This window comes from Ruegeria sp. BB5 (genome assembly GCF_056539405.1).
The window spans coordinates 12,696-38,138 of record NZ_JBQFUX010000007.1; the positions used below are offsets into that span (position 1 = coordinate 12,696).

The window sequence follows — 25,443 nt, forward strand, 5'->3', positions numbered from 1 at the left end:
TCATGAAGGTCCAAACAAACCTCACTCAACAAGCAACCAGCGATGCGGCCAAATCGGAAGCTGAGCTTGTAAATGCCGCGCGTGAAGGAAGCGAGCTGGCGGTCCGGGAACTTATCCGTCGCTTGAACCCCCGCCTGTTTCGCGTTGCCAGAGGTATCGTTGACAGCGACGCCGAGGCAGAAGAAGCGCTGCAGGAGGCTTATCTGTCGGCGTTCAGCAAACTGCAGGGTTTTCGTGAGCATGCCAGCTTTTCCACCTGGATTACCCGGATCGTGATCAACACGTCGCGTATGCAGCGAAGACGAGAGCGTACTGCTGAAGAGTACAACACCGTGGACGAAACCAGTGCACCGAGTGTGATTATGTTCCCCGGACAAAATTCTGAACTCCCCGACGCAACGCTTGGGCGCGCGCAATTGAGAGATTTGCTTGAATCTGCCGTTTCCGATCTGCCACCCCATCTGCGACTGCCGTTTCTGCTGCGCGAAGCAGAGGAAATGAGTATTCATGCCATCGCCACCGAGCTTCAGGTCAACCCGATAACAGTAAAAACACGCCTCTTTCGCGCCCGCCGCAGGTTGCAAACTACAATTGAAAACCGGGTCCGGGGCGGCTTCGAAGCAATTTTCCCATTTGGAGGCAATCGATGCGCCAACATGACCAATCTTGTAGTAGCGAGATTGCAAGAAGTCGGCGTTCTATGACGCAGTTCTTTCGGCTCAGATCGACCATCCTGCAAACCGCGCTCAGGATTTTTCCCCGGCAACAACGCAAATGCGGCGGCAGATTGACAACGATCAATTCCTTCGCGCCAAAGGAAGCTTAGGAAAACCCGTGTGGTAAACCTTGCTAAAACAGCAGGAGGTCTGTTTGTCGAACCCTCAAAACCCTATTCTGCTATGCTCTACCGCGTGACGGGCGCGCTGCGGGTTGCCCTGCTTACGCCCCTGTCGCGTTCTTTGACCTTTATTGCGCAAAAACGTGAACTGTGTCGCCAGCGTCTCGACCGAAATGTTTGGCGAGGAGCCTTGGCGGATGACTTTCTGCCCGGCGCTCCTGATTTCCACCTCAGCGACGGGTTCCTGATTGACATACGTGGCGCGGAGTGATCCGGGCTGACCAGCGCAACACTATGACTTCGCCCAAGATCGTCCCATACCGTGTCCTGTTTCCCGCGGCATTTCTTTGCGCGTTGTTAACGATTGCCCTCTGGCCCCTAAGCGCATGGATTGATGGTTTTGGTCCTGCGTTTGAGCCTGCAATTGTCTGGCACGTACACGAGCTGATTTTTGGCTTTGTTGGCGCGGCGATTGGTGGGTATCTGCTGACGGCATTGCCAAGCTGGACAGGCCGACCGCCGGTTCAGGGTGGAGTTCTGATCATATTGTTGGCGTTGTGGGCCCTTGCGCGTGTTGCTATGGCGCTGGCGGATTTCGTGCCTTCCGGGCTGCTTGTCGTCTTCAATGCCGGGTATTTTCTCTTACTGGCGGTTGTAATTGGAACTCAGCTTCTGTTGGCGGGCATCTATCAAAAGCTTGGCTTTGTGTGTGCGATAATGGGGCTTGGTATCGGTGAATTCTTGTTTTTGACCGCGACGCTGATGGGGTCCCCGTCCAGAAGCCTGGAAATGGTTGATGTATTTCTGCTTGGTCTCGCATTGCTGATGATCAACATCGGATTGCGCGCAATTCCGGCTTTCACAGGCAATTGGCTTACTCTCCACGACCGCGTCGGCCCTTTGGTCCCGAGCACTCAGTCTTTGGTCGTACCGCAGGTGCTGTTAGGTTTGGCCATTGCGGCCAGACTGATTGGCGCATCAGACTTGGCATATTTCGCGATGATTTGTGCGGCATTGGCAGTTTTGTGGTCAATGCTCAAATGGCGGACGCTGGCGATAATCCGGAACCCATTGCTTGTGGCACTGCACCTGGCCTTTTTCTGGGTACCCTTTGGTTTGATCGCCGTGGGTTTATCGGGGATTGCACCTTCGTTCTATCCTAGAGCGGACGCCTTGCATGCCATCACAATCGGCGGAATGGCCGGAATGATTATGGCGATCGCAGGCCGGGCAGCAGCGCATACCGCCGAAGGTGGCTTGAGGGCCAATTGGGGGTTTACCATTGGAGTTTGGGCGATCTGGATTGCAACTTGCATTCGCATTGCGGCACCGGTTTTTCCGGGTCTGCCTCTCGTACTCTGCGTTGCTGTGCTGTGGTGCCTTGGCTGGACTGCTTTTCTGATCGGATTTATGCCTGCTCTCAGAGGAACACCACGGCGCCCAGTTTTGAGCGGCCGCAGGCATCAGACGAAAGTGAGTGCGGCATACACTGAAAGGACAGAGGGATGAAAATTGCATACGTCTCTTCGCAGAAACGGGGCGAAGCTGACAGGTTGTTATCGGAACTGGCCGATGAGCTGATCAACAACGGGTTTGAACTGCGCGGAATCGTGAAGGAGGCGAGCCATTCGCCCATTTATCAGGATGGGTGCGATATGAGCGTGCGAGTACTGCCAGATGGAGCGGTCATCAAGATTACGCAGAACCTCGGTGTCGGCTCGGAGGCGTGTAGATTGGATCCCAGTGCGCTTGCCGAAGCCGTGGCGCAGGTGGAGCAAAGCAGTTTCGAGAACGCCGATCTGTTCATACTGAATAAGTTCGGTCCCGAGGAATGCGCTGGCCGTGGATTCCGCTCGGTGATGGGCAAGGCCTTGGAACACGGTGTTCCGGTGCTGGTTGGCGTAGGGCCTGCATCCATCCCACAGTTTCAGGCCTTCGCTGACGGCCTTGCCATATCGCTGCCGGATGACGCCGTATCACTTCTTGACTGGTGCCTGACGCGCAGTTAACAGCCAGCTCAATTTGAACGGTTCCCTTGGCGCTGTTGCATTAACCGGCATTGGTAGCGATGGTTCCCGTCTGATCTTCGATCCTTGAAGCTTACGACGAGCCGGAAACCCTCCTCTATGCAAAAACCCTGAATTGTCCCATTGCTGCTGACGTCAGACACGTATGGGCGAATTCTACACCTGGCTTAAAGACGCTGAAGAGGACCCGGCGACAGCAGTCCTCAGGGGATTTTGTGCGTGAAAACTATCCGCTGCAGACCGGTGTGAAAGTTCTGGGTACGGGAATCTCAGCACCCAAACTGATCACGCTTGAACGCGCGCGAGAGCAAATGGCTGCAGTATGATTGACGGCAGTAGTGGGCTCTCATCGCAGGTTCGCAATCGTTCTGTGAGCGTAAAGATCTAGCGATCAGTCTTGTCGCACATCGTAAGTCTCGCACAACAAGCATCAAACAAATGCCTATCCTTCAAAAAATTTCATCTGTTTTTTCGCTTTGTCCCAAGAAGCCCCTAACCTTCTGCTCGAGAGGCTTCTTCCAGCTTCACACCGTTGTTCAACATGCGCCTAGTTTCGTTTGTCCCTGGGATGACCAAGTCCATCAAAAAACCTATTTTCTCGGCTCATCTGATCTTGGGCATCGGTATGCCCCATCCTGGATTTAATTCGGCTCAGCCCGCGTTCGCACTGTGCCGCTAATGGGCGCATTTCCAGATCACTGGAAATCTCCAAGGCACGCTCATAGCATTTCACCGCGTCGTATTCCTCACCAGCGCCTGCATTGCTTAAGACTTCGCCCATCACAAACAAACCAAAGGCTTCGTGACCGCGTTCACCACGACTTCGCGCTATATCGAGTGCGCGCCCCAGACGTTTGGATGCGTCTTCGATGCGGCCAGCTTTAAGGTATCCGAAGGCCAGCTGAGTAAATACCAGGGACTTAAACAAACCAAGCCCGATGTCATCATACAACTGACAAGACTGTTCAAGCCTCGCCAGGCCCGTCTCAACCTCTCCTGCCAGGATTTCAGCAAACCCAAGAAAACCGTTCGTGAAGGGGGATAGATAGGTGAGGCCCCAAACGTCGATGATCGAACTCGCGTTGCCAAGAGTCGCACGCGCAGCCGCGATGTCACCACGTACAATCTGATAATAGCCAATATCGTAACCGATATGCGCGCGGTTGAAAGGATTGTCTTGAAGATCCGCAAGCGCGACGGCTTGTTCTGCATGATGTGAAGAACGTTCAAATTCGCCACGCTCGGCGTAAGACCAGACCAGCCAGGACCGGGCGATAATCGCAGGTGCAAAAGGCAGCCCACACTTTTCGAGCGCAGCATCGCCAGGTAGATTTGAAACAACACGTTCGAAGTATCTCTCGGCTGTGCGCAGTTCACCAGAGGTTACGAATGTACAGCCAAGGTAAAAATCAGCCGCAACTTCCAGCGACCGATCACCGGAATTCCGAGCAATATCGCGCCCGCGTTCGGCGGCTGCCTTGGAGTCAGCCGAGCGTCCGACTTGCCACAAACTTGCGCCACGATAAACGGAAACCCAACCAAGGCGCACATCGTCTTCCAACGTGAGCGACAACTTCTCGGCTTCGTCAAGTGGATCTAGAATGGCGGCGAACTGGCCCAGTGCCCAAAGAACGTTCCGTAGCGCAAATTTCGTATCTATTGCTGCGGTCGCAGTTTCGGCATCCATTTCAAATTTTTTGCGCGCGTCGAGCGCCCTGCGAAACTGGCCTGCTGCTTCGCGCAGCGCCGAGCGTTCAACCGCGTCTTCGCCCGCTCTGCGAAACTCTCGGAAAGCACGCGGCCAATCCTCGCCAAGAAAGGCGTGATGCGCCACAATTCCTGCGGTCTCGCCATTGTTCTCAGAACTTTTTCTTTCAAGCAGATCGGCAAATGCTGAGTGCAGCTCGTGGCGTCGGCTCTTTAATAAGGTGGAGTAGGCAGCATCTTGGACGAGAGCATGCTTGAACATGTAGCTTGCCGTTGGCGGAACGCCCATGCGGAGTATCAATCCAGATTCAACAAGCTTTTCAAGTGCTTGCAGGCAGTCCATGTCGACCTCTGCCGACAAGTCCACAATGTCCTTGTGATCGAATTCCCGCCCAATGACGGACCCAATCTGAGCAATCGCTTTTGCCGACCCAAGCCGATCCAGGCGTGCTGAAAGCGATGTGTGAAGCGTGGCGGGAACAACATCCCCACTGCTCAACCCCGCCTCTTGAAATGCCTTGGTCAGTTCCTCGATGTAGAGCGGCACGCCATCGGCACGTTTAATAATTTGCGCGGCGGCTTCCTCGCTCACGTCTCCCCCAGAAACGGAGTTTAAAATCCGCAAAGATTGCCGCCGACCGACCCGACTAAGGACAATCTCACGCCAATAGCCGCAGTCGTTCCAATCAGGCTGAAATTCCGGTCGGTACGTTAGCAATAACATGATTGGCGCTTCGGCGGCCTCAGAAATCATGTTTTGCAGCAGTTCCAGCGTCGACGGATCGGCCCAATGGATGTCTTCAATAACTATGATGATCGGGTGCTGCGCGCTCATACGCAGCACTTGATCTATCAGGCACCGAATTATCGCGCGGCGCAATTGCACCGGAGGGAAATCCGGGGCATCGTAGCGCCCTTCAGTTTCTACCCTTAACAGCGACGCGATCAAAGGTACGCTTTCAGTCAACGGGATATCCGTCAGCCCCAGTATGTTCTCTAGTTTTTCAAGTTGCGCCGCTACCGAGTCCTGTTCTGCAATCCCGGCAGCTCTCCGCATTCCGGTGATCAATGGAAAAAAGGCATCGTTGGTGTGATGAGGAGAGCATTGGTAACGATAGCCGAAACGCCTGTCTCCAGAGATTTCGTGCCGCATTTCTTCTACCAATCGCGATTTGCCGATGCCCGGATCTCCGGTCAATGAAATCACCTGCCCCGATCCTGCCTTTGCTTGCTGCCATGCATCACGAATTAAGTGAAGGTCCGAAGCTCGTCCAACCAATGGCGTTGAACCTTGGAACCGGGATGCTTCAAAACGTGTTTCGACAGTTGTTTCCGTGCCGACGCGCCAGGCTTGTACAGGCTCGTCAAACCCTTTCAATTCATGTTGGCCAATGTCTTCCACTTCAAATCGGCGGCCCAAGAGTTGACGGGTTAATGGGCCAACAACAATTTCGTATGGCCGCGCCAGGCGTTGAAGCCGGTCAGCCAAGCCGGGTGTTGCCCCGATGACGGCGGCGTCATCATTCATGACATCGCCAACTATTGTTCCAATAACAACTTCTCCGCTAGCTGCACCTGCACGCGCTTGGAGTTGCCGTCCGTCTTGTGAGTGAATTTCCTGGATTGCTGCAAAGGCATCTTTTGCTGCCTTTACTGCTCGTTCAGCTTCATCTTCATGGGCTTCGGGCCACCCAAAATAGGCCAAAACGCCATCTCCGAGAAATTTGGCGACATAGCCTTGATACCGAAGGACAGCTGATACAACTGCCGACTGGTACTTTGTGACCAGATTCCGCATCTCTTCGGGGTCCAGCTGTCTTGAGAGGACAACGGAATCCACAATATCAACGAACAAAACAGTAAGCAGCCGCCGCTCGGGTGCTGCGTTTTCAATCGTGTCTTTCTTTACGGCTTGTGCCGCTGGCGAAATGGCCGCAAGCAGGCGACGACGGTGCCCAAGGCTGAAGCCAAGGTCTTTCAAGTCCTCGTCATTCAGATGGCGCAGAGTCTCAATGTCGACGTCGTTTTCTTCCAACAACGAAGCATAGCTCTCCAATCCCAGGCGACTCAGCCAGGCACGCAATCGTTGATCCACGTTGCCCCCCTCAGGTTCTTCGGGCTTATTGTATCACATCACAGAGAATTTATCTTTCGTATTGACGGTGTGATGGCCAGAGCCATTGGATGAGGGTCACAATGTCAATCGTTGTCCCAAGCCGAGAATTAGCGCATTCCACAGCGTTTTTTGCGGCACTGCCCCTAAAAAAACCCATCCAGTGCTGCGGCGTTTCACCGAAAATTCAAAAAAATCGCAACAAGTTTCAATAACCTGCGGCGTTTATGCAATCAGCTTCCAATTGGGGAATTTTGGAGCCTTTCTGAAATGGTTTTGGCAGCTTGGACAACCGATGCCGCCAGACCTTCAAGCTTGTTTTCGGGAAATCTTGTAACTGGACCGGAAACCGAAACGCCCGCAACAACTTTGCCCAGCGAGTCGAAGATAGGCGCAGCAATACAACGCATACCCAAAAACCGTTCTTCATCGTCCAAGGCCCATCCACGCTGTCTGGACTTGCGGAGTTCTGACTTCAGCTCTTGCAGGTCTGTAATGGAATTAGGCGTCTGGCGGACTAGTGTTTGTGGGGCCAAAAGGGTCTCAACCGCGGCCTTGTCCATAAATGCCATCATAGCTTTTCCCACACCGGATGTGTGAAAGTACGCCGCAGTTCCGTTTTTGAAAGAAGCCCTAATTGGGTTATCGGATTCGACCTGAATGAGAAACAATAGCTGCCCACATTCTTCGATTGCCAGATTTGCTGTCTCACCGGTGTCTTCTGACAGTGTGCGCATCACTGACGGCGCGACTTCGAGCAAATTTGATCCATCTTCAAACGAACTGCCGATCCGGTAGGCCTGCGGTCCAATTCGCCATTTGCCTTGCTCGGCATAATGAACAACCATGCCTCGCTGCTGCAACGTGGTCAGAAGCCTGTGTACCGTCGCAACTGGGATTGCCGTGACTCTGGCCAGTTCCGCAAGTGTCGCGCAGCGCGTATCCGAGAGAGCGATCAGCACGCGAATGCCGCGATCCAGCGCAACAACGGGCGATGTTTCGGCTTTCTCCTCATTCGCTTTTAGACGCGGGCGTCCTCGGCGAAGCGGGTTTTTTTGTTCATTCATACTCAGGGCAACCAATGCTCAGTTTCTTGCTGAAAGATTCTAGCTCGTTCAGCGGGGTAAAAAAATGAAAAATAAAAATATAAAATAATCAATTGGTTGATTGGTTTTGCTGTTCAAATTTCAAGAGTTTTCCAAAATATTTTGAAATAATTGGAATCTGTCTTATCGTTACTCTTATCCGCTGGAGAGCGGATTGGTGCCAATGCCGAGGCAAAATCGGTCAAGGCCCAGTTAAGGGAGGAAACATGACAAAATCTTTGAACCGCAGAAATTTTCTGCGTGGCTCTGCCGTTGTGGGCGCCGGTGCGCTTGCAGCTCCGGCTGTCCATGCTCAGGAAGGAACTAACCTTAAGATGCAGGCCGCCTGGGGAGGCGGTATTTTTCTGGAAAACGCGCAGTCTTACGTTAACCGCGTGAACGAAATGTCCGGCGGGAAACTCACGATCGAACTGTTGCCCGTGAATTCCGTCGTAAAAACAAGCCAGATGCAGGATGCTGTTCACCGCGGCGTTCTGGATGCTGCGCACTACGTGCCGGCCTATTGGTACTCTAAGTCGAAGACAGCGTCGCTCTTCGGAACTGGCCCCTGCTTTGGCTGGTCCAGCCAGGAAGTTCTGGGTTGGGTGAACTATGGTGGTGGTCAGGAACTATTCGACGAATTGATGGGCATTCTGGGCCTCAATGTCGTATCATTCTTCAACTCACCCATGCCGGCTCAGCCGCTTGGCTGGTTCAAAGAAGAAATCACAAGCGCAGATCAAATGAATGGTCTGAAGTACCGCACCGTTGGTCTTGCGGCAGATGTCTTGCTTGAGATGGGAATGTCGGTCGTACAGCTGCCGGGAGGTGAAATTCAGCCAGCAATGAAGTCAGGTCTGATCGACGCGGCGGAATTCAACAATCCAACGTCGGACCGTGACTTTGGGATGCAGGATGTGTCCAAGCATTATCACCTTGCGTCGTTCCACCAGAGTCAGGAATTCTTCGAGGTCACGTTCAACAAGGACAAATACAACGCCCTTGCGCCTGAGCTTCAAGCCATTTTGAAGTATGCGTCAGAAGCCGAAAACTCCAACTTCTACTGGAACAACACCAAGCGCTATTCTGAGGATCTGGTCACACTGGCAGAGGAGCAGGGCGTTAACGTATATCGCACCCCCGACAGTGTGATGCAGGCACAGCTGAATGCTTGGGATGTGGTCGTTGAACGGATTGCCAATGAGGATCCGTTCTTCGCAAAGGTAATTGAAAGCCAGAAGGCCTATGCGAAGACCGTGATGAACTATCTCAACCTGAACCAACCGGACTACAAGCTTGCGTACAAGCACTACTTCGGTTGAGGCCTGAATACTTTTAAATAAGGAGGTCGCGTTGTGGCGCGGCCTCCTGAACTCCGGGCAGAACAGGCGAGGAACTGACCTTGATCAAGACAATCCACGCCATTGAAGGGCTAAGCCAATGGGTCGGCAAAGCCTTTGGATGGTGCATCCTAATTCTGACACTTTCCGTGTCTTACGAAGTGTTCGTCCGGTATGTGCTGAACAAGCCAACCGTCTGGGCGTTCGACATGATGGTCCAGATGTATGGCGCGTTGTTTCTGATGGCAGGGGCCTATGCGCTGGCGCAAGACGCGCACGTCCGCGGCGATGTTCTGTACCGGCTGTTCTCTGTCCGCTGGCAGGCTCGGGTCGATTTTGTTCTATACATTCTGTTCTTCTTTCCCGGCATGTTCGCTTTGTTCTGGTACGGGTGGGAGATCGCGAAAGACAGTTGGCGCTATGAAGAGGTCAGCTGGAACAGCCCCGCGCGCATCCAGATATACTTTTTCAAAACCCTGATCCCGGTCGCTGGTTTCCTTCTTATGCTTCAAGGCCTTGCCGAAATGGCCCGGTGCTGGCTGGCGATGCGAAATGGCGTCTGGCTCGAGCGGCTCGATGACGTGCGGGAAACCGAAGACATGTTGATGGAAAATACAATCGACAAAATTCGAACAACTGGCACTCAAGAAGGAGGTCGCAGCGATGACTGATCCACAAGTCGCCATCCTGATGCTCAGCCTCTTCATTGTTTTGGTGCTGCTGGGTTTTCCCATTGCGTTCACGTTGCTCGCCATGGGTGTCGGTTTTGGGTACTACGCCTACTACCAGTCCGCGCCCGAGACCATTGCGGACATCTTCAACAACAACATCTTCTACCTTCTGAACCAAAACACCTATTCGGTGATGGAGAATGATACGCTAGTTGCCATCCCATTATTCCTATTTATGGGATACGTGGTCGAGAGGGCGAACATTGTCGATCGCCTGTTTTTCTCGCTCTACATGGCGGCGCGAAATCTGCCAGGCTCGTTGGCCATTGCGGCGCTGCTGACCTGCGCAGTTTTTTCGACCGCGTCTGGGATTGTTGGTGCAGTTGTTACTCTGATGGGTCTGCTTGCATATCCTGCGATGGCGAATGCCGGGTATCAGCGCAGCTTCGCCTCTGGCGTTATCTGTGCGGGTGGAACTTTGGGCATTCTGATCCCACCGTCGATTATGCTGATCGTCTATGCCGCCATTGCAGAGCTATCACCATTGCGCTTGTATGCTGCGGCTGTTTTCCCGGGTCTTTTGTTGGCGGGGCTATACATCGTCTATGTGATGGTGCGCGTCTGGATAAACCCGTCGCTGGCACCAAAACCACAAGAGGAAGACATTCCTCCGAAACGTCAGATTTATATCGATTTGCTGGTTTCGTTTGTGCCTTTGACCGTTTTGATCATGCTGGTGCTTGGCTCTATCCTTGGTGGTTTGGCGACCCCGGCTGAAGCGGCGGCAATGGGCGCATTGGGCGGTTTGGTTCTGGCGATGCTGTATCGATCGCTCACTTGGGACAAAGTCAAACAGAGTGTCTTTCTCACAGCTAAGGCAACGGCCATGGTGTGCTGGTTGTTTGTCGGCTCTTGGACCTTCGCCTCGATCTTTTCCTATCTTGGTGGACACGATGTGATCGAGCATTGGGTCGTCGGTATGAACCTTCAACCCTGGCAGTTCTTGGTCCTTGCTCAGCTGATTATCTTTCTGCTCGGATGGCCGCTTGAATGGTCCGAGATCTTGATCATCTTTGTGCCTATCTTTCTGCCGATGCTGGATACGTTTGGGGTCAATCCGTATTTCTTCGCGATGCTGGTTGCACTGAATTTACAGACCTCATTCCTGACGCCTCCCATGGCCATGTCAGCCTATTACCTGAAAGGGGTTCTGAAGAACCAGATCCAGTTGATGGAGATCTTCAAAGGTCTGATGCCCTATCTGGCTATCGTGATCCTGTGCATGGTGCTGATGTATCAGTTCCCGGGGATCGCCCTGTGGCTTCCTGATTATCTGTTTGGGGTTTGGGTGCCATGACAAAGCATGATCTGTCACTGTTCTCGGCGGTTCAATCCGCCGAGGCTATCCGAACCGGGCGCATTTCATCCGAAGCATTGGTTGAGGCCTGCTTGGCGCGAATTGAGGAAACGGATGACAAGGTTCGGGCATGGGCATACCTGGACGCCGGCGTGGCACTCGATCAGGCGCGTGAGCTGGATCGTATTCGCAAGGCAGGGCGGGCGATAGGGGCGCTACATGGTGTACCCGTCGGACTGAAAGACATTGTCGATACAAAAGACATGCCCACGCAACGCGGATCGGCAATTTTTTCAGGCCGCCAACCTGAGACGGACGCTCGGCTGGTCGAGCATCTTCGTGAAGCCGGAGCGGTGATCATGGGCAAGACCAAGACCACTGAATTTGCCTTCATGAATCCGGCCGACACCACCAACCCTTTGGATCACAGCCGAACTCCGGGCGGGTCCTCCAGCGGATCTGCCGCTGCAGTTACGGCCAGGCACGTTCCATTGGCGATTGGAACCCAGACCGGTGGTTCGGTGATCCGCCCGGCCTCGTATTGTGGCGTATACGGTTTCAAACCCTCCCGCGGAACAATCTCGCGTAGCGGTGTCTTTCGCACATCTGTGTCGCTGGATCATGTCGGCGGATTTGCAAATTCTCTGGAAGACATAGCTTTGTTGACAGACGTCCTGTCTAGCTATGACCAAGCCGATCCCGCCAGCTTTGCCAGACCGCGGGCTAACATGCTGAAAGGCGTGCGGGCAGAGGTGCCTGTCGAACCGAACATCGCCTGGCTGGATTTTCCGTTCAATGATCGTTTGGATGTGGATACCGTCGAAGGCCTTAATGCCGTTATCGAAGGCTTGGGCGGCCGGGTCGAGCGATTTTCGGCATCCCGTCAATTAGCTGACCTCATTAATGTTCACAAAACGATCTACGATTTTGAAATTCGCCAGAACATGGTTGAGATTTCCGAAGCTCATTGGCCGGAACTCAGCCTCGAAATGCAGTCTGCAATAACCCGAGGAACAGAAATAAGCTTGGCGCGGTATGAAGATGCCTTGGCTGTCATGATCTCTGCTCAAAGCTATTTCGCAGAATACTTCACCGAATTCGATGCAATCCTTGCCCCTGCGGCTACAGGAGAGGCCGTGCCACTGACAGCAGGGCATACTGGCGATTCAGTCTTTTGCCTGACTTGGACGCTGGCGGGGTTACCGTGCCTCACCTTGCCTTTGCTGGTTGGGCAGAATGACCTGCCAATCGGCGTGCAATTGATTGCCGCAGTCGAGGAAGATGACCGGCTTCTGCGCACTGCATCATGGGTACAACGCACCCTCGCCGAACAAGAACAGTAAGGAAATTAAACGATGTCGCGACTTACAAACATTCTTATGGGCATTATCGGCACCGGTCTGATGATGGTTTTTGTTCTTGGCCTTGCACACAGCATTTCAACTGGCTTTGCCGGGTTTTGGGGCGGTTTGCCTTTCCTGTGTATTGCGGTCTTTGTAATTGCCTTGGCGCTTTATAATTTCTGGGAAGACGCCGTCAAAAAGGACTGAACGCATGAGTGACAGACCAGTCCTATGGCTGCCGCGCCGCGTGTCCGACGCAACCATAGCGCGTGCGCGAAAGGATTATGACGTGATCCTGAACGAAGCCGATACTCCGGGCACGTCAGAAGAGATCATCGAGATGAGTTCCAAGGTGGACGCAATAATGCCCTGCCATTCGGAACACTTCTCAGCAGAGGTCGTGTCAAAGCTTGACTCGCGTTTAAAAATTGTCGCGAACCATTCTGTTGGTGTGGACCATTGCGACCTGCCGGCCTTGGCAGCAAGGGGGATCGTGGTGACAAACACACCCGATGTCCTTTCTGACGCTACGGCGGAACTTGCAATGTTGCTCATGCTTGGTGCGGCGCGTCACGCTGTCCGAGGCGATCGCCTTATGCGTACAGGTGCATGGGACAGTTGGAGCCCATCTTTCATGGTCGGCAAGCAACTCACGGGTGCGCGCCTGGGCATCGTCGGGATGGGGCGCGTGGGTCGGGCATTTGCAACAAAAGCACGCGGGTTTGATATGGAAATTCACTATTTCAACCGCACCCGCCTGTCACCTGATAAGGAACAGGGGGCAATTTATCACGAAAGCGTCGATACTCTTTTGCCAGTGGCCGACTTTTTATCGCTTCACTGTCCTGCGACGCCCGAAACTCTGGACCTTATGAATGCCGAACGGCTGGCTGCGCTGCCTGACGATGCAATACTCGTCAACTCAGCTCGTGGCGCTCTTGTTGATGAAGACGCGCTGCTGCAAGCCATTGAAAGTGGAAAGCTGGCTGCCGCAGGGCTTGATTGCTTTAAGACAGAACCGGGCGGAAATCCAAAGTTCGCGCCGCACGAAAACATCTTCATGTTGCCGCATATAGGTAGCGCCACGACTAAAACCCGGGACGCCATGGGCTTTCGCGCTTTGGACAATTTAGACGCTTTCTTTGCCGGAAAAACACCGCGCGACCTTTTATAGACTAGGAAGCTGTAAGGGCAAAATTCCTTTTTTTGACCTAGGTGTGGTGGACTATCCAAAGGCGAGTCATCCGAGGTCTGGAACGCATTGACCGCCTCGTTTTTTTAACGGGAACGGCAGATCGAAGATTCAGAACTTTGTTGCCTTTGCCCTTTTTTCAGGTCGGTCTGACCCGATCAAAGATGCTGAGCGAGAGTACATGCTTGGGCGGCGATGATCTTTCAGAAGAATTGATCAGTATATTCGATCAATATCGGTGTAAAAGTCGGGTATCGTGAATAACAACCCATTTTCGCGGAGCGCTCCGGTATGTTTCTGGATTTCGAGGAACTGACTCTGAATGTCGGCGAGCAGAAGATTTTTGTTCGTCACGGGGGCGACCCCGGCAATCCGGGCCTTTTGTTGTTGCACGGCTATCCGCAGACATCGGCCATGTGGCATGCCGTTGCCCCGCAGTTCACAGATCAGTTCCATGTCATCTGTCCCGACCTGCGCGGATATGGTCGATCGTCCAAACCCGCCTCGGATGATCAGCATACGCCTTATTCGAAGCGCGAAATGGCAAAGGACATGGTCTCGGTCATGTCTCAGATGGGACATGAGACTTTTCTGGTTGGTGCCCATGATAGAGGTGCGCGCGTCACGCATCGAATGGCTCTGGATCATCCACAGAATGTCCAGGCTATGGTCCTACTGGATATCGCTCCGACGCGTGAAATGTATCGCGACACCTCGAAGGAGTTTGCCACCGCCTATTGGCACTGGTTCTTTCTGATTCAGAAACACCCCATCCCGGAACAGATCATCGGCAATGACCCCGCACAGTTCTGGAAACTCAAATGCTTCAATCAGGCTAAAGGTGAAAGTCCCTTTACCGCCGAGGCGCTTGACGAATACATCGCAGCCTTCAGCACACCCGAGGCCATCCATGCCACTTGCGAAGATTACCGTGCCGCTGCGACCATCGACATCGAACATGACGATCGGGACGACGGGCGGAAGATAGAACAACCGCTTATGGTCCTGTGGGCCAAGCGCGGGGTGATCGAGACCTGTTTTGACGCGATGGCGCTGTGGCAAGCGCGGGCGCATTGGGTCGAGGGCGAGGCCGTTGATGCCACGCATTACATGGCCGAAGAGATCCCAGACGAAATAGCAAGCCGAATGCGCGCATTTTTCCTGCGGCAAATCGATCAGAAGGATGCCGCCGAATGAGCAGGACGCTTTACGATAAACTGGTGGACGCACATAAGGTCTGCGACCTGCCGGACGGCGACATGCTGATCTATGTCGATTTCCATATCATGAATGAATACACCAGCCCGCAGGCCTTTTCCGGGCTGGATCAGAAAGGGCTCTCTGTCTGGCGGCCCGAGGCCCATTTGTCGGTCGTAGATCACGTGAACGCTACACGGCAGCGCGATCCGCATGATGCGGCGTCCAAGCTGCTGATCGACAATCTGGAAGCCAATTGCAAAAAGCACAACATCGCCTTTTATGGTCTGGGTGACTGCCGTCAGGGGATCGAGCATGTTGTTGTCCCCGAACAGGGGCTTGTCGCGCCAGGGATGCTGATTGCCTGCGGCGACAGCCACACCACCACCTATGGGGCCTTTGGAGCGTTGGGTTTTGGCATTGGCACGTCTGAGGTTGAACATGTGCTGGCGACGCAGACCCTGCGCTATAAGCGGCTGAAGACCATGTTGATCAGTATTGATGGCGATCTCGCCCCCGGTGTGACCGCCAAGGACGTCATCATGAAGGTGGTTCAGGTGGTCGGTGCAGGCGGCGCCAATGGCTATGCTGTCGAGTTTTCAGGCTCGGCCATCCGTGCACAGGAAATGTCTGGGCGGATGACAATCTGCAACATGGCAGTCGAGCTGGGCGGACGGGCCGCCCTGATCGGTGCCGACAAAAAGGCGCTTGAGAAAATCAAGGGCCGCGCGCATAGCGATACGCTGGATTTTGGCGGTCTGGACTGGAACGCTGACCCCGGCGCGGAATATGACACGGTGTTTGAGATTGACGCCGCCGACATTGCCCCGCTTGTCAGCTGGGGCACCAGCCCGGATCAGTCGGTTCCTGTCGACGGCTCAGTCCCTGCCGAGACCGAAGGGATGACGCCCAAGGCACGCGAGGCGCTGAACCGGGCGCTGGGCTATATGGACCTGAAAGCGGGGCAGGCGATGACCGATATTGAAATCGACAGCGCCTTTATCGGCTCATGCACCAACAGCCGTATCGAGGATCTGCGCGCCGCAGCCAAAATCCTGAATGGCAAAAAGGTTGCCGCGTCGGTGAACGCCATCGTCGTTCCGGGCTCGACCTTTACCCGCCTGCAGGCCGAGGCTGAGGGGATCGACCGGGTGTTTATCGAAGCGGGCTTTGACTGGCGCCCGGAAAGCGGCTGTTCGATGTGCCTTGCGATGAATGACGATATCGCCATGGATGGCGAACGAATTGCGTCCTCGACCAACCGCAATTTTGAAGGTCGGCAAGGCCGCGGGGCACGCACCCATTTGATGAGCCCGGAGATGGTGGCTGCCGCCGCCATCCATGGTCGTATCGCGGATGTACGCGAATTCCTGAGTGAAGGAGTGGACTAGATGCCAAAAACTGTTCACGGGCTGGCCGCAGCCTTGCCGCTTGCCAATGTCGACACCGATGTGATCATGCCCAAACGCTTTCTGATCACGATCACGCGCGAAGGGCTGGCGGATGGCACATTCGCCGACCTGCGCTTTCACGACGACGATACGCCGCGCACGGATTTTGTGCTGAACACACATCCCTGGCACGAGGCTAGGATACTGATCGTCGGCGACAATTTTGGTTGTGGGTCCAGCCGGGAACATGCGGTCTGGGGGCTGGTTCAACTGGGTATTCAGGGCATCATCGGCACCAGCTTTGCGGGCATTTTCTACGACAACGCGCGCAAGAATGGCCTTGCCTTGCCCATCGTCAGTCCTGAGGTTCGGGATCAGTTGATGCAAGCGGCGTCCCATGAGGATGGTGCCAACTATACGATTGATATCGAAAACCGAGTCATCAGACACGGCGAGGCAAAGCTGCCGTTTGAAATGGACGACGCGACGCAAACCGCCCATCTTGAGGGCCGCGACGACACCCTGAACTCGCTGGAATTTGCGGATGCGATCCGCAAATATGAAAGCGGACTGGGAGAGCGGCAACGGGTGCGCGTCATACATTAGCCGGGGTAGTGTGACTTGGAACTTCGCCAACTTCAGTGCTTTGTGGCCGTCGCCGAAGAATTGCATTTTCGAAAGGCGGGCGAACGCCTCGGCCTTAGTCAGCCGGCCTTGTCCGACCGTATATCTGCGCTGGAACACGAGCTGGGCTTTGCTCTGTTCTTTCGAACAACTCGGCAGGTCAGCCTGACGCAAGCGGGGTCCGAATTCCTGCGCGACACCAAACGGATACTGGCGGATATCGATAAATCCGTTTCCAAAGCCCGACACACGGCCGACAGCGGGCTGAAAACGCTGCGGGTCAGCGGCGTGGACGAAGCAATCGCGATGCTGTTGCCGCCGGCGCTGATGGAATTCCGCAAACGGCAACCTTCGGTGCACGTGGACATTCTTGAGATTTCGTCTTCGGACTACCATACGCAAGAGCTTGCGAACCATCGGACCGACATTGCTTTTGTTCGCAAACCCCCAACGGAAGAATTTCTGCAGGCAGATCTTTTGTACCAGCAGGGTGCCGTTGTGGTGCTGCCCTCCGCATCCGAGCTAGCGGGCCGAGCAATGCTGTCAGCGGCGGATATCCTCGATCAGCCGATTATCGGATTTCCAAAACACGCGCGCCCGATCCTGCATGACCTGCTGTGGAACAGCTTTCGTGCCCAAGGATGGCAACCGGACATCGCCTGCGAAGTCATTGACAAATCCACCATGTTGCAGCTGGTGGCGCACGGGGTTGGCATCGGGCTGGCACCAGCCTGGATCCGCACCCTGGCACCTGCGGGTTTGAGCTGCATCCCGTATCGGACAGACAACCAACGCATCGAACTCTACGTCGCGCGACGGGCGATGGCGAACTCGAAAATGGTGGAGGAGTTTGTGGATGTGGTTAAGTACGTCTCCTCAACCCTGCACCCAGACGGCGCAGGTCAGTGACAGATTGCCGATGTGCTTCACAAAGGCACACGTCGACTAAAGTGGAGCAACTCCGGAAGCCTTGATTAACTGCGTGGTTCACCCCAAAGCTGCGCGACGAGAATGCTCAATTGGCGAAACACCGCGCCAATAGGCGGGTTTTCGCGTCTAAATCGACCACAGGTTGGAGAGCAGTTGAGCAGACCCTACATGTCCAGAAACAAGCATCTAAGACATACGCGTGAACGTAAGGAAACCGACATGAAGAAGACAGCAGTAGTATGCCTGCTTGGTGGCACGTTGCTCTTGGCAGCATGTGGAGCCCCGACAACACCAACTCAGGCTCAAGCACAAAACGACGCCCGATGTGCCGCTGGGATTTTGGGGGGTGCAGCCTTGGGTGGCGTCTTAGGCAATCAGGTTGGTTCAGGCACGGGCCAGACCCTTGCAACGGCGGCTGGTGCCGGACTTGGAATGTATGCTGGCCAGTCGGCTTGCAACTGACGAAAAGGCACAGAAAGTGGGGTGCTGGCCTTTCAAGTGCCTTTTGGTGCGCTGAAATACTGCGTCGGAGTGTCGAAAAAAAGTCGCTCCGGATTGCTGCCCGCATCGTGCCTTAAGGTAAATTAGAAAATGACAAATCCAATAATCAAGCCAACGTCTTCTGACGACATTCCGGGTCTCAAAGCCGTGCTGGACAATACAGGACTTTTCCCAAGCGAGATGTTTCCGGATATGCTGGCACCTACATTGTCAGGGGAAACAGAAGCTCTCTGGCTTACGTGCCACTCAGACGACGAAGCCGTCGGCTTGTGCTACATCGTTCCAGAAGACCTTGCTGACGGAACCTGGAATATGCTCGCGCTCGCGGTGCGCCCAGACTTGCAAGGCAAACGTCTGGGCGCGGCCTTGGTCAAGGCCGCGGAACAGTATTTGAAAGACAAAGGGCAACGTATCTTAATCGTAGACACATCTGGCACTGACAACTTTGCACTCGCGCGCAAGTTCTATGCTCAGAATGGCTATGAGGAAGAAGCGCGCATCCGCGATTTCTGGGCGGAGGGCGATGACAAGATTATCTTCCGAAAGGCCCTGTGACGAAATAGGCCCTCTGCCGCTGATATGGCAGAGGGTACCAGAAGAACGCTAGCAGCTTACGCGCCGTGCAACTTCTTCATGGTCACAGCTTGATGGATAGCACTGCTCCGAATGTGGCCAGTGATCTTAAAGTTGTTTGGCGCCCATTGAAGTCATCGGAACCTAACGCCTGGGGGCGGCCTAATCGGTTGGCTTATTCAATCCGTCAAATCGTGGGTCTGGTGCCGTAGTTTGCCCAGTCACTGCTGGCATCGGCTGCAACTGCACAGCCTGGCGAGTGTATTATAACACTTTGATCCGATGTGGTCGAAACGCTTGAAGGGTGGATTCCATTAGGTCGAGTTCTCAGGTAATACGTATGGATGGATATCGTCGTCATTACGACCATCATCACTTCTCTTTTTGTTGTAATCGGGGTGGCGGAACCACTGGCCGCGCGATTGCGCTTGCCCTACAGCGTTATCCTCGCTGTTCTTGGGATAGTGATTGGGCTTGGCGCGGCATTTTTTCTTAACACCGACCTGACGGATGCGCTGAACCCGGGCGCGCAAGCGATTATTGACCTACCGATCCGGTCTAACGTCTTTCTCTATGTTTTCCTGCCAACATTGCTCTTTCAGGCGACGCTTGGCATGAACCTGCGCAGGATGCTGGACGATTGGATGCCCATCCTGATGATGGCGGTTGTCGCGGTGATCGTGGCGACACTTTCCATTGGCTATGCGCTGAGTTGGGTAAGTACGCTGCCACTGGCCGCCTGTCTGTTGATCGGCGCAATTGTGTCGACAACTGACCCTTCGGCGGTTGTCAGCATTTTTCGATCAATCTCCGCACCGCGCAGGCTGTCGCGAATTATCGAAGGCGAAAGCCTCCTTAACGATGCCGCTGCCATTGCTCTTTTCGGACTATTCATGAGCTTTGTCATGCTCGGAAGGCCCGACCCATTGCTAAGTGAAGCTGTGGGGCAATTTCCGCTGCTAATCGCAGGAGGTGCTTTCACCGGTTGGCTCATGGCGCGCATGGCTGTTTGGGTGATGGCGTTCGTCGACCGCTGGGATATGGCACAAATTTCTATTTCCGTTGCACTGCCTTATCTCGCGTATATCGTTGCAGAACAAAGCATCGGGGCTTCTGGTGTTATCGCCGTGGTGGCCGCAGGTCTTACGCTTAACCTCACGGGTCCCGGTCGTTTGTCACCGGCCGGTTGGACAAATCTTCAAGAAGTATGGGACCTGCTGGCACATTGGGCGGGCGCGCTGATCTTTATTCTTGCGGCATTGCTGATTCCGAGACTGTTGGAAGGGGTGCAGCCGTCTGACTTCGGCCTGTTGGCCGTGGTGGTTCTTGCTGCAGCATTTGCACGGGCAGCGGTTCTGTTCGGCTTGTTGCCATTGCTCACGACAATCGGTCTGTCGCCAGCTGTTGAACGCCCCTATCGCACCGCGATGCTGTGGGGTGGATTGCGGGGTGCCGTGACACTGGCGCTGGCGCTGGCAGTCACCGAAAGCACGCATATCCCGCTGGAGACCAAGCGACTAGTCGGCATCCTGGCCACTGGCTTTACGCTGTTTACACTGATTGTGCAGGGAACAACCTTGCGCGCAGTGATCACAAAACTGGGGCTCGATAGGCTCTCTCCGCTTGATACGGCACTGTCACGCCAAGTGGTCGCCGTCGCCTTGCAATCGGTGCGCGAGGACGTGTCCCGCATTGCAGAAAACTACGACTTGACCCACGATATCGTCAGAAACGAAGCCAAACAGTTCAGTGAACGCCTCGACGAGGCCGTAAACGCGGCTGAAGACAGCGCGCAGATTCTTGATCGTGATCGGATCACACTTGGCCTTATTGCGCTGGCTGGGGCAGAGCGGGATTCCGTGTTGGCCCGGATGCGAGAGCGCACCATGTCATCTGTGCTGAGTGAGAAGATTCTGTCCGACGCGGATCGCCTCATTGAAGGCGCACGGACCGGAGGGCGGCTCGGCTATCAGCGCGCGTCAAACCGGTCCGTCGTTTACGGCAGGTCTTTCCGGATCGCCGTTTTTTTGCACAACCGGCTTCGAATCTCGTTTCCACTCACGCGTATTACAACGGATCGGTTTGAAAGACTGCTCATGCAGCGCCTGATCCTGCGGGACCTTGATGGGTTCGTCCGTGGGCGCATACGTCGAATCCACGGCCGCCGGGTTGCGGAATTGCTTGACGACCTGTTGGCGCGTCGATCCGAGGCGGTTGAGGCAGCGCTTGACGGACTGCGGCTCCAATATCCAGGCTACGCCGAAAAGCTGGAGCGGCGGTTCATCCGGCGAACGGCGCTGCGGCTGGAAGAGCGTGAATACGCGGTCATGCGCGAGGACGGCCTTGTGGGTGAAGAGCTCTATTCGGTGTTGATGCAGGAAGTGGCGGCGCGACGTGCTTTGTCTGAAGGGCGTCCGGTACTGGACATCGCCCTTAAAGGACGGGATCTGGTCCGGCAGTTTCCACTATTTTCTGATCTCGACAAAGCGTCACTGAGGAAACTCAGCAGAGCATTGCGAACCCGATATGCCAACGCGGGTGACACGATCATTTCCAAAGACGAATTCGCGGGGAGTGTATTCTTTATCGCTTCTGGGGCAGTCGAAGTGGAACTCGGCAGACATACTACGCGGTTAGGTCGTGGTGAAATGTTTGGGCAATTGGCCATGCTGTTGAAACGGCCCCGTCGCGTAAACGTGCGGGCATTGGCCCCCTCGACACTGCTAATGCTCGACGAAGCGCGTTTCCGGCGATTGCTCCGGCGCAGTGAGGCAATGCGGAATTCTGTCAAGATGAGCGCAAACAAACGCATGATCGACCCCGCAGTGTTGGATCTGGATGAGCCCGTAGGATCTTCTGAACAAGGGCCCAATTCCTGATAGGCCATCAATGGAAGGAGATTGCGACCCATTCTAGCCGTTTGTAGCCGGTTATTTTTTGCTGGGTCGCGGACGGTAAAACTAGCTATTCGCCGCGTGCGTAAAAAAGGCTGCACGGACACAAACTGCGCGATTGCCGTTACAAAATCTGCACAAATACCTAACGAAAACAAAAAGCTTCAGCTTCGGCCGTTTCATGCGGATATCTGAGATTCAACTGACGGATTTTTCAGCAATTAGCTTCAATGCATCACTCACATCGGTCGTATGCTCACCTCCTGTGATCCTCTCTAAAACGGCACTTAGATCAAAGTTGGCACTTTGCGCTTGTTCAAAACGATTGCATTGCTTGATGTAATCTACCGAGACGCGTAGCTCGAGCATTCCTGCCTTCTGCCGCCTCGCAGATTTCAAAGCCTCACGAAACTCTTGTTCGGCCACTTCATTCTCGCACAGCGCAAGCGCATAGACCCGATCCGTTTCAGATTGGGCCCATCCTTCATTGGTTTGATTTTGGAATTCACGTGCCTGAGCCAAAAAGCTCAAGGCACCTTCCCGATCACCGGTTTTAAGTGTGAGTTCGGCAATCAGAGTAAGAAAGAACGGCTTATAGTTTCCCGCCCCGCTTACCCTCCAAGCTTCTGAAGCTTTCAGTAACGCAAGGATCGTTTCCTGGTTTGGCGAAAGATACGCATTCACCCAGCTTCGCCAGAGGGTCGCAGTCAAGGACATGAACGTGAATGAGTGTTTGATTGAAAGCGCCTCAAGCTTTTCAACAGCCCCGAGTACGTTTTCAGGTTCACGTCTCATTAGGTAAAGCATGCACAGATAGGTCAGCGACTGCGCAATGCTGTGGGCATGCTCAAGTTCTTCTGCGCCCGCCACCGCTTGCGTCTGAACTTCAAGAGCGTTGTCTGGATCCCCGCGCATCCACATGGCCAAACTTAAAAAGCACGAAGTGATGGCCGCATGGTCCGACCCGTAAATGTACGCGAGGTGGCCATCACGTTTCCGGCTGTAGAGTTCTAACGCCTTGTTCAAATGCTCGTATGCTGAACCTAATTCCCCGATATGAAACAACACGGCGCCCATGGCGCGATGTGCCACCATTTGGTGCTGCGTCTCGCGTGTTGTAGTCGCCAATTCCAGCAATTGCGTGGCAACGTTCTTGGCCAAATCATACTCGGCGCGCACCAAATGAAAGGAATACAAACCGTTCAGAACCGGGAACAGATGATCGGTTTCTTCAACGCGTTCGCACAAGTCGCGGATCCTTGCGTAGACCGAGCCGGTCTCATCCGCAGCAATTCCGGAGGTTGATCGTAGAACGCCTGCTTTCAGAACCTGGATCTCAATTTCTTTGCGGTCTCGCTCAGTGCTTTGTTCCAGTTCACTCAATTGCTCGATCGCCAGGGAAAGCTGCGTGTTCGCCTCTGTATTCGCAGATCGTTGGACAGCACGCTGACCGGCAAGATACCGGTAATTGACGGCCTCCTTACGCATGCCCGCCATAGTGTAATGATGGGCCAGCACTTCTGGGCTGGCATCACCCGTGTGCGTCGAAGTGTCATCAAGTTGTTGCGCTACGCGAGAGTGCAAAACACGACGCTCTCGCTTCAATAGGCTGTTGTAGGCAGTGTCACGAATGAGGGCATGACAGTAGCTGAAGGTTTCAAAATCTTCGGCGCGAGAAACGGTAACAATGCCTGCTTCTACCAATAGTTCGAGGTTCGCACGCAGCGCTTTATCGCCAATATCGGCCACTTTAGAGATCAAAGGATAGGTGAATTGAGGCCCGATTACGGCCCCTATCTGGGCCACCTCTTTGGCAGAGCTCAAACGATCAAGGCGCGCCATAAGTGCATCATGTAACGTGCTGGGGACCGAGTTGGCCGGAGAGGCGCCACCCATCGTATAAGTGTCTCGGCCCTTGGACAGAATGCCCGATTCAAGGAGATCTTTGGTCACTTCCTCTATGTATAACGGCACTCCGTCAGATCTTGCCGCGACCGCGTCGTACATCTCGTCCGAGATCACCTCACCTTTTGCGACTTCGTCCACAATGCTCTTCACCTCTTGAAAATCCAACTGCTTCAAAACAACTTTCGTGAGGTTCGATTGCAGCGTCCAGCCCGGGTCGTACTCGGGCCTGAATGTCATGACGACCAGAACCGGAAGGTCGCGAATTCGCTCCACTATTCGGTCCAAAAGCAGCTTGGTCGTTGGATCAATCCAATGCGCATCTTCAAACAAGAATAGAACCGGCTGCTCCCTTGCTTCCGACGTGAGATTGCCTAGCAGCAGGTCTAATGACTGATCCATGAGTTGCTGAGGCGTCAGGTTCAGGGGCCCCAATTGATCCTCGAATGGGATGGACAGAAGGGACGCGGCCAGCTGCAATGCATCGTTGGATTGATCGCCCAGAACAGCACGGATTTTTTCAAGCTTTGCCTCGTTCGAGTCTTCGGAACGGAGCTTGGCGACATTCTCAAGTTGTCGAATTACAGGATAGAACGCAGTCGCAAAATGGTAGGGAGAACACTGATATCGCATCTGCGTGCCGGGCGAGTCCGAAGATTTTTGCCTGAATTCTTCCACCAGCCGTGACTTGCCAATTCCTGGCTCACCCGACACAAGCACAACCTGCCCGTGACCACCGCTGGCAAGCGTCCATTTGTCATTGAGGGTCTCTAATTCTGCGGAGCGACCCACCAACGGCTTAAGCAACACATCATCTATTGCCAAAAAACGGCTGACGGTTTGCCGCTCACCCGTCACCTGCCAAGCTTCGACCTCTTTAGCAAAACCCTTGAGCTTGAACGCGCCTCGCAGAACGTATTCGAAGGTATCACCGGCCAACTGATGCGTGCTGGGGGCGACGATCATCGTTTCTGGATCCGCCATTGCCTGAAGGCGCGCGGCCAGGTTCGGCGTCTCACCCATCGCCGTCCCGTCCTCAAACATGTTTTCGCCACGCAGATCGCCGACGACAACCAATCCGGTCGCAACCCCGATGCGGACGTTAAGTTTCGCGTGGGTGCGAATTTTCGGCATTTCATTCATAATGCGCAGGCCCGCCCGAATTGCCCGCTCTGGATCATCTTCATGCGCGTGGGGAAATCCAAAAAAGACCATAATCCCATCGCCGTAATAGCTGGCAATATGGCCATCAAACGCAGCAACCGACGCAGCACATGTTTCTTTGAAAAGTCGAAGAACATCGGCCAGATCTTCTGGGTCGACGCGTTGGGAAATTTCTGTCGATCCGACCAAATCAATGAACATGACGGTAAGCTGTCGCCGTTCCGCGATGATCTCGGGGCCAGTACCGGTGTTGTGTGGGTCTAGGCCTGGCTCTGCATCGAAGCGAACAGCCTTCATGAAACGCCGCCTTGGTCCGAGGGGGAGGCCGATTGTCACAAGGTCATCGTCTGTTAGCTCAGAAAGATCACCATGTTCGATTTCGTGTTCTGCAAAGGCAGCAGCATACTTGGACAAACCATGTTTTTTTAGCCAAGACGCTATATCGGACATCTACATTTTTGCTTGCCGTTTCAGCAGAACTATCGCCTGCGCCCTACCAGCATGCTTCCCCTTGTTGGTTTGACCCGTCGTGCAAACGGTGTTTTCTGATCATGTTCTACTCAATGAAGAACTCTGATTCAAAGTAGGTCA

20 protein-coding genes are annotated in these 25,443 nt (G+C 54.3%); 17 read left to right on the forward strand and 3 right to left on the reverse strand.

Going from position 1 to position 25,443, the window contains the following annotated elements:
• Positions 1-2 precede the first annotated feature (2 nt).
• From ACR0DL_RS15355 to ACR0DL_RS15370, 4 genes are all read left to right on the forward strand, one after another.
• Positions 3-704, forward strand: a complete 702-nt coding sequence (locus ACR0DL_RS15355) for an RNA polymerase sigma factor (protein WP_480689990.1) — start codon at positions 3-5, stop codon at positions 702-704.
• Positions 705-836: 132 nt separating this feature from the next.
• Positions 837-1,109, forward strand: a complete 273-nt coding sequence (locus tag ACR0DL_RS15360; protein ID WP_480689992.1) for a hypothetical protein — start codon at positions 837-839, stop codon at positions 1,107-1,109.
• Between the two features lie 23 nt (positions 1,110-1,132).
• The gene (locus tag ACR0DL_RS15365; RefSeq protein ID WP_480690187.1) at positions 1,133-2,347 is read left to right on the forward strand and encodes an NnrS family protein; all 1,215 of its coding nucleotides are present in this window, start codon (positions 1,133-1,135) and stop codon (positions 2,345-2,347) included.
• Positions 2,344-2,847 carry a DUF2478 domain-containing protein gene (locus ACR0DL_RS15370; RefSeq protein ID WP_480689994.1) on the forward strand — a complete coding sequence of 168 codons (504 nt, stop codon included), beginning with the start codon at positions 2,344-2,346 and terminating at the stop codon, positions 2,845-2,847. Before ACR0DL_RS15365 ends, ACR0DL_RS15370 begins: the two co-directional genes overlap by 4 nt.
• A 565-nt stretch (positions 2,848-3,412) precedes the next feature.
• Here ACR0DL_RS15370 and ACR0DL_RS15375 read toward each other — a convergent pair.
• Positions 3,413-6,667, reverse strand: coding sequence for an adenylate/guanylate cyclase domain-containing protein (locus ACR0DL_RS15375; RefSeq protein WP_480689996.1), 3,255 nt, complete (start codon positions 6,665-6,667; stop codon positions 3,413-3,415).
• A 251-nt stretch (positions 6,668-6,918) separates the two neighbouring features.
• Entirely contained in the window at positions 6,919-7,752 is an 834-nt protein-coding gene (locus ACR0DL_RS15380) for an IclR family transcriptional regulator (protein WP_480689998.1), read from the reverse strand.
• 245 nt (positions 7,753-7,997) lie between these two features.
• On the opposite strand from ACR0DL_RS15380, the gene ACR0DL_RS15385 reads away from it, so the two are divergent.
• From ACR0DL_RS15385 to ACR0DL_RS15445, 13 genes are all read left to right on the forward strand, one after another.
• Entirely contained in the window at positions 7,998-9,092 is a 1,095-nt protein-coding gene (locus ACR0DL_RS15385; protein WP_170350796.1) for a TRAP transporter substrate-binding protein, read from the forward strand.
• A gap of 80 nt (positions 9,093-9,172) precedes the next feature.
• Positions 9,173-9,781, forward strand: a complete 609-nt coding sequence (locus ACR0DL_RS15390; protein WP_170350797.1) for a TRAP transporter small permease subunit — start codon at positions 9,173-9,175, stop codon at positions 9,779-9,781.
• Positions 9,774-11,138, forward strand: a complete 1,365-nt coding sequence (locus tag ACR0DL_RS15395) for a TRAP transporter large permease (RefSeq protein ID WP_480690000.1) — start codon at positions 9,774-9,776, stop codon at positions 11,136-11,138. Before ACR0DL_RS15390 ends, ACR0DL_RS15395 begins: the two co-directional genes overlap by 8 nt.
• Positions 11,135-12,481, forward strand: a complete 1,347-nt coding sequence (locus ACR0DL_RS15400; protein WP_480690002.1) for an amidase — start codon at positions 11,135-11,137, stop codon at positions 12,479-12,481. Before ACR0DL_RS15395 ends, ACR0DL_RS15400 begins: the two co-directional genes overlap by 4 nt.
• 12 nt (positions 12,482-12,493) lie before the next feature.
• Entirely contained in the window at positions 12,494-12,688 is a 195-nt protein-coding gene (locus ACR0DL_RS15405; RefSeq protein ID WP_170350800.1) for a hypothetical protein, read from the forward strand.
• Positions 12,689-12,692: 4 nt separating this feature from the next.
• Positions 12,693-13,655, forward strand: coding sequence for a 2-hydroxyacid dehydrogenase (locus ACR0DL_RS15410; protein ID WP_480690004.1), 963 nt, complete (start codon positions 12,693-12,695; stop codon positions 13,653-13,655).
• Positions 13,656-13,964: 309 nt separating this feature from the next.
• Positions 13,965-14,870 (forward strand): alpha/beta fold hydrolase, encoded by a 906-nt coding sequence (locus ACR0DL_RS15415; protein WP_480690006.1) that lies wholly within the window; start codon positions 13,965-13,967, stop codon positions 14,868-14,870.
• Positions 14,867-16,261: a 3-isopropylmalate dehydratase large subunit gene (gene leuC, locus ACR0DL_RS15420; protein ID WP_226689611.1), complete on the forward strand. Its 1,395-nt coding sequence runs from the start codon at positions 14,867-14,869 to the stop codon at positions 16,259-16,261. The genes ACR0DL_RS15415 and leuC overlap by 4 nt, the downstream gene beginning before the upstream one ends.
• A complete protein-coding gene (gene leuD, locus ACR0DL_RS15425; RefSeq protein WP_226689612.1) occupies positions 16,262-16,867 on the forward strand; it encodes a 3-isopropylmalate dehydratase small subunit in 606 nt (201 codons plus the stop codon). It begins immediately after the preceding gene.
• A 15-nt stretch (positions 16,868-16,882) separates the two neighbouring features.
• Positions 16,883-17,794, forward strand: coding sequence for a LysR family transcriptional regulator (locus tag ACR0DL_RS15430; protein ID WP_480690009.1), 912 nt, complete (start codon positions 16,883-16,885; stop codon positions 17,792-17,794).
• A 240-nt stretch (positions 17,795-18,034) separates the two neighbouring features.
• Positions 18,035-18,277 carry a glycine zipper 2TM domain-containing protein gene (locus ACR0DL_RS15435; protein WP_170350802.1) on the forward strand — a complete coding sequence of 81 codons (243 nt, stop codon included), beginning with the start codon at positions 18,035-18,037 and terminating at the stop codon, positions 18,275-18,277.
• 129 nt (positions 18,278-18,406) lie between these two features.
• Entirely contained in the window at positions 18,407-18,871 is a 465-nt protein-coding gene (locus ACR0DL_RS15440) for a GNAT family N-acetyltransferase (RefSeq protein ID WP_170413665.1), read from the forward strand.
• 362 nt (positions 18,872-19,233) lie between these two features.
• A complete protein-coding gene (locus ACR0DL_RS15445; RefSeq protein ID WP_480690011.1) occupies positions 19,234-21,768 on the forward strand; it encodes a cation:proton antiporter in 2,535 nt (844 codons plus the stop codon).
• A 213-nt stretch (positions 21,769-21,981) separates the two neighbouring features.
• Here ACR0DL_RS15445 and ACR0DL_RS15450 read toward each other — a convergent pair whose 3' ends face one another.
• Positions 21,982-25,302 carry an ATP-binding protein gene (locus ACR0DL_RS15450; RefSeq protein ID WP_480690013.1) on the reverse strand — a complete coding sequence of 1,107 codons (3,321 nt, stop codon included), beginning with the start codon at positions 25,300-25,302 and terminating at the stop codon, positions 21,982-21,984.
• Positions 25,303-25,443: the final 141 nt, after the last annotated feature.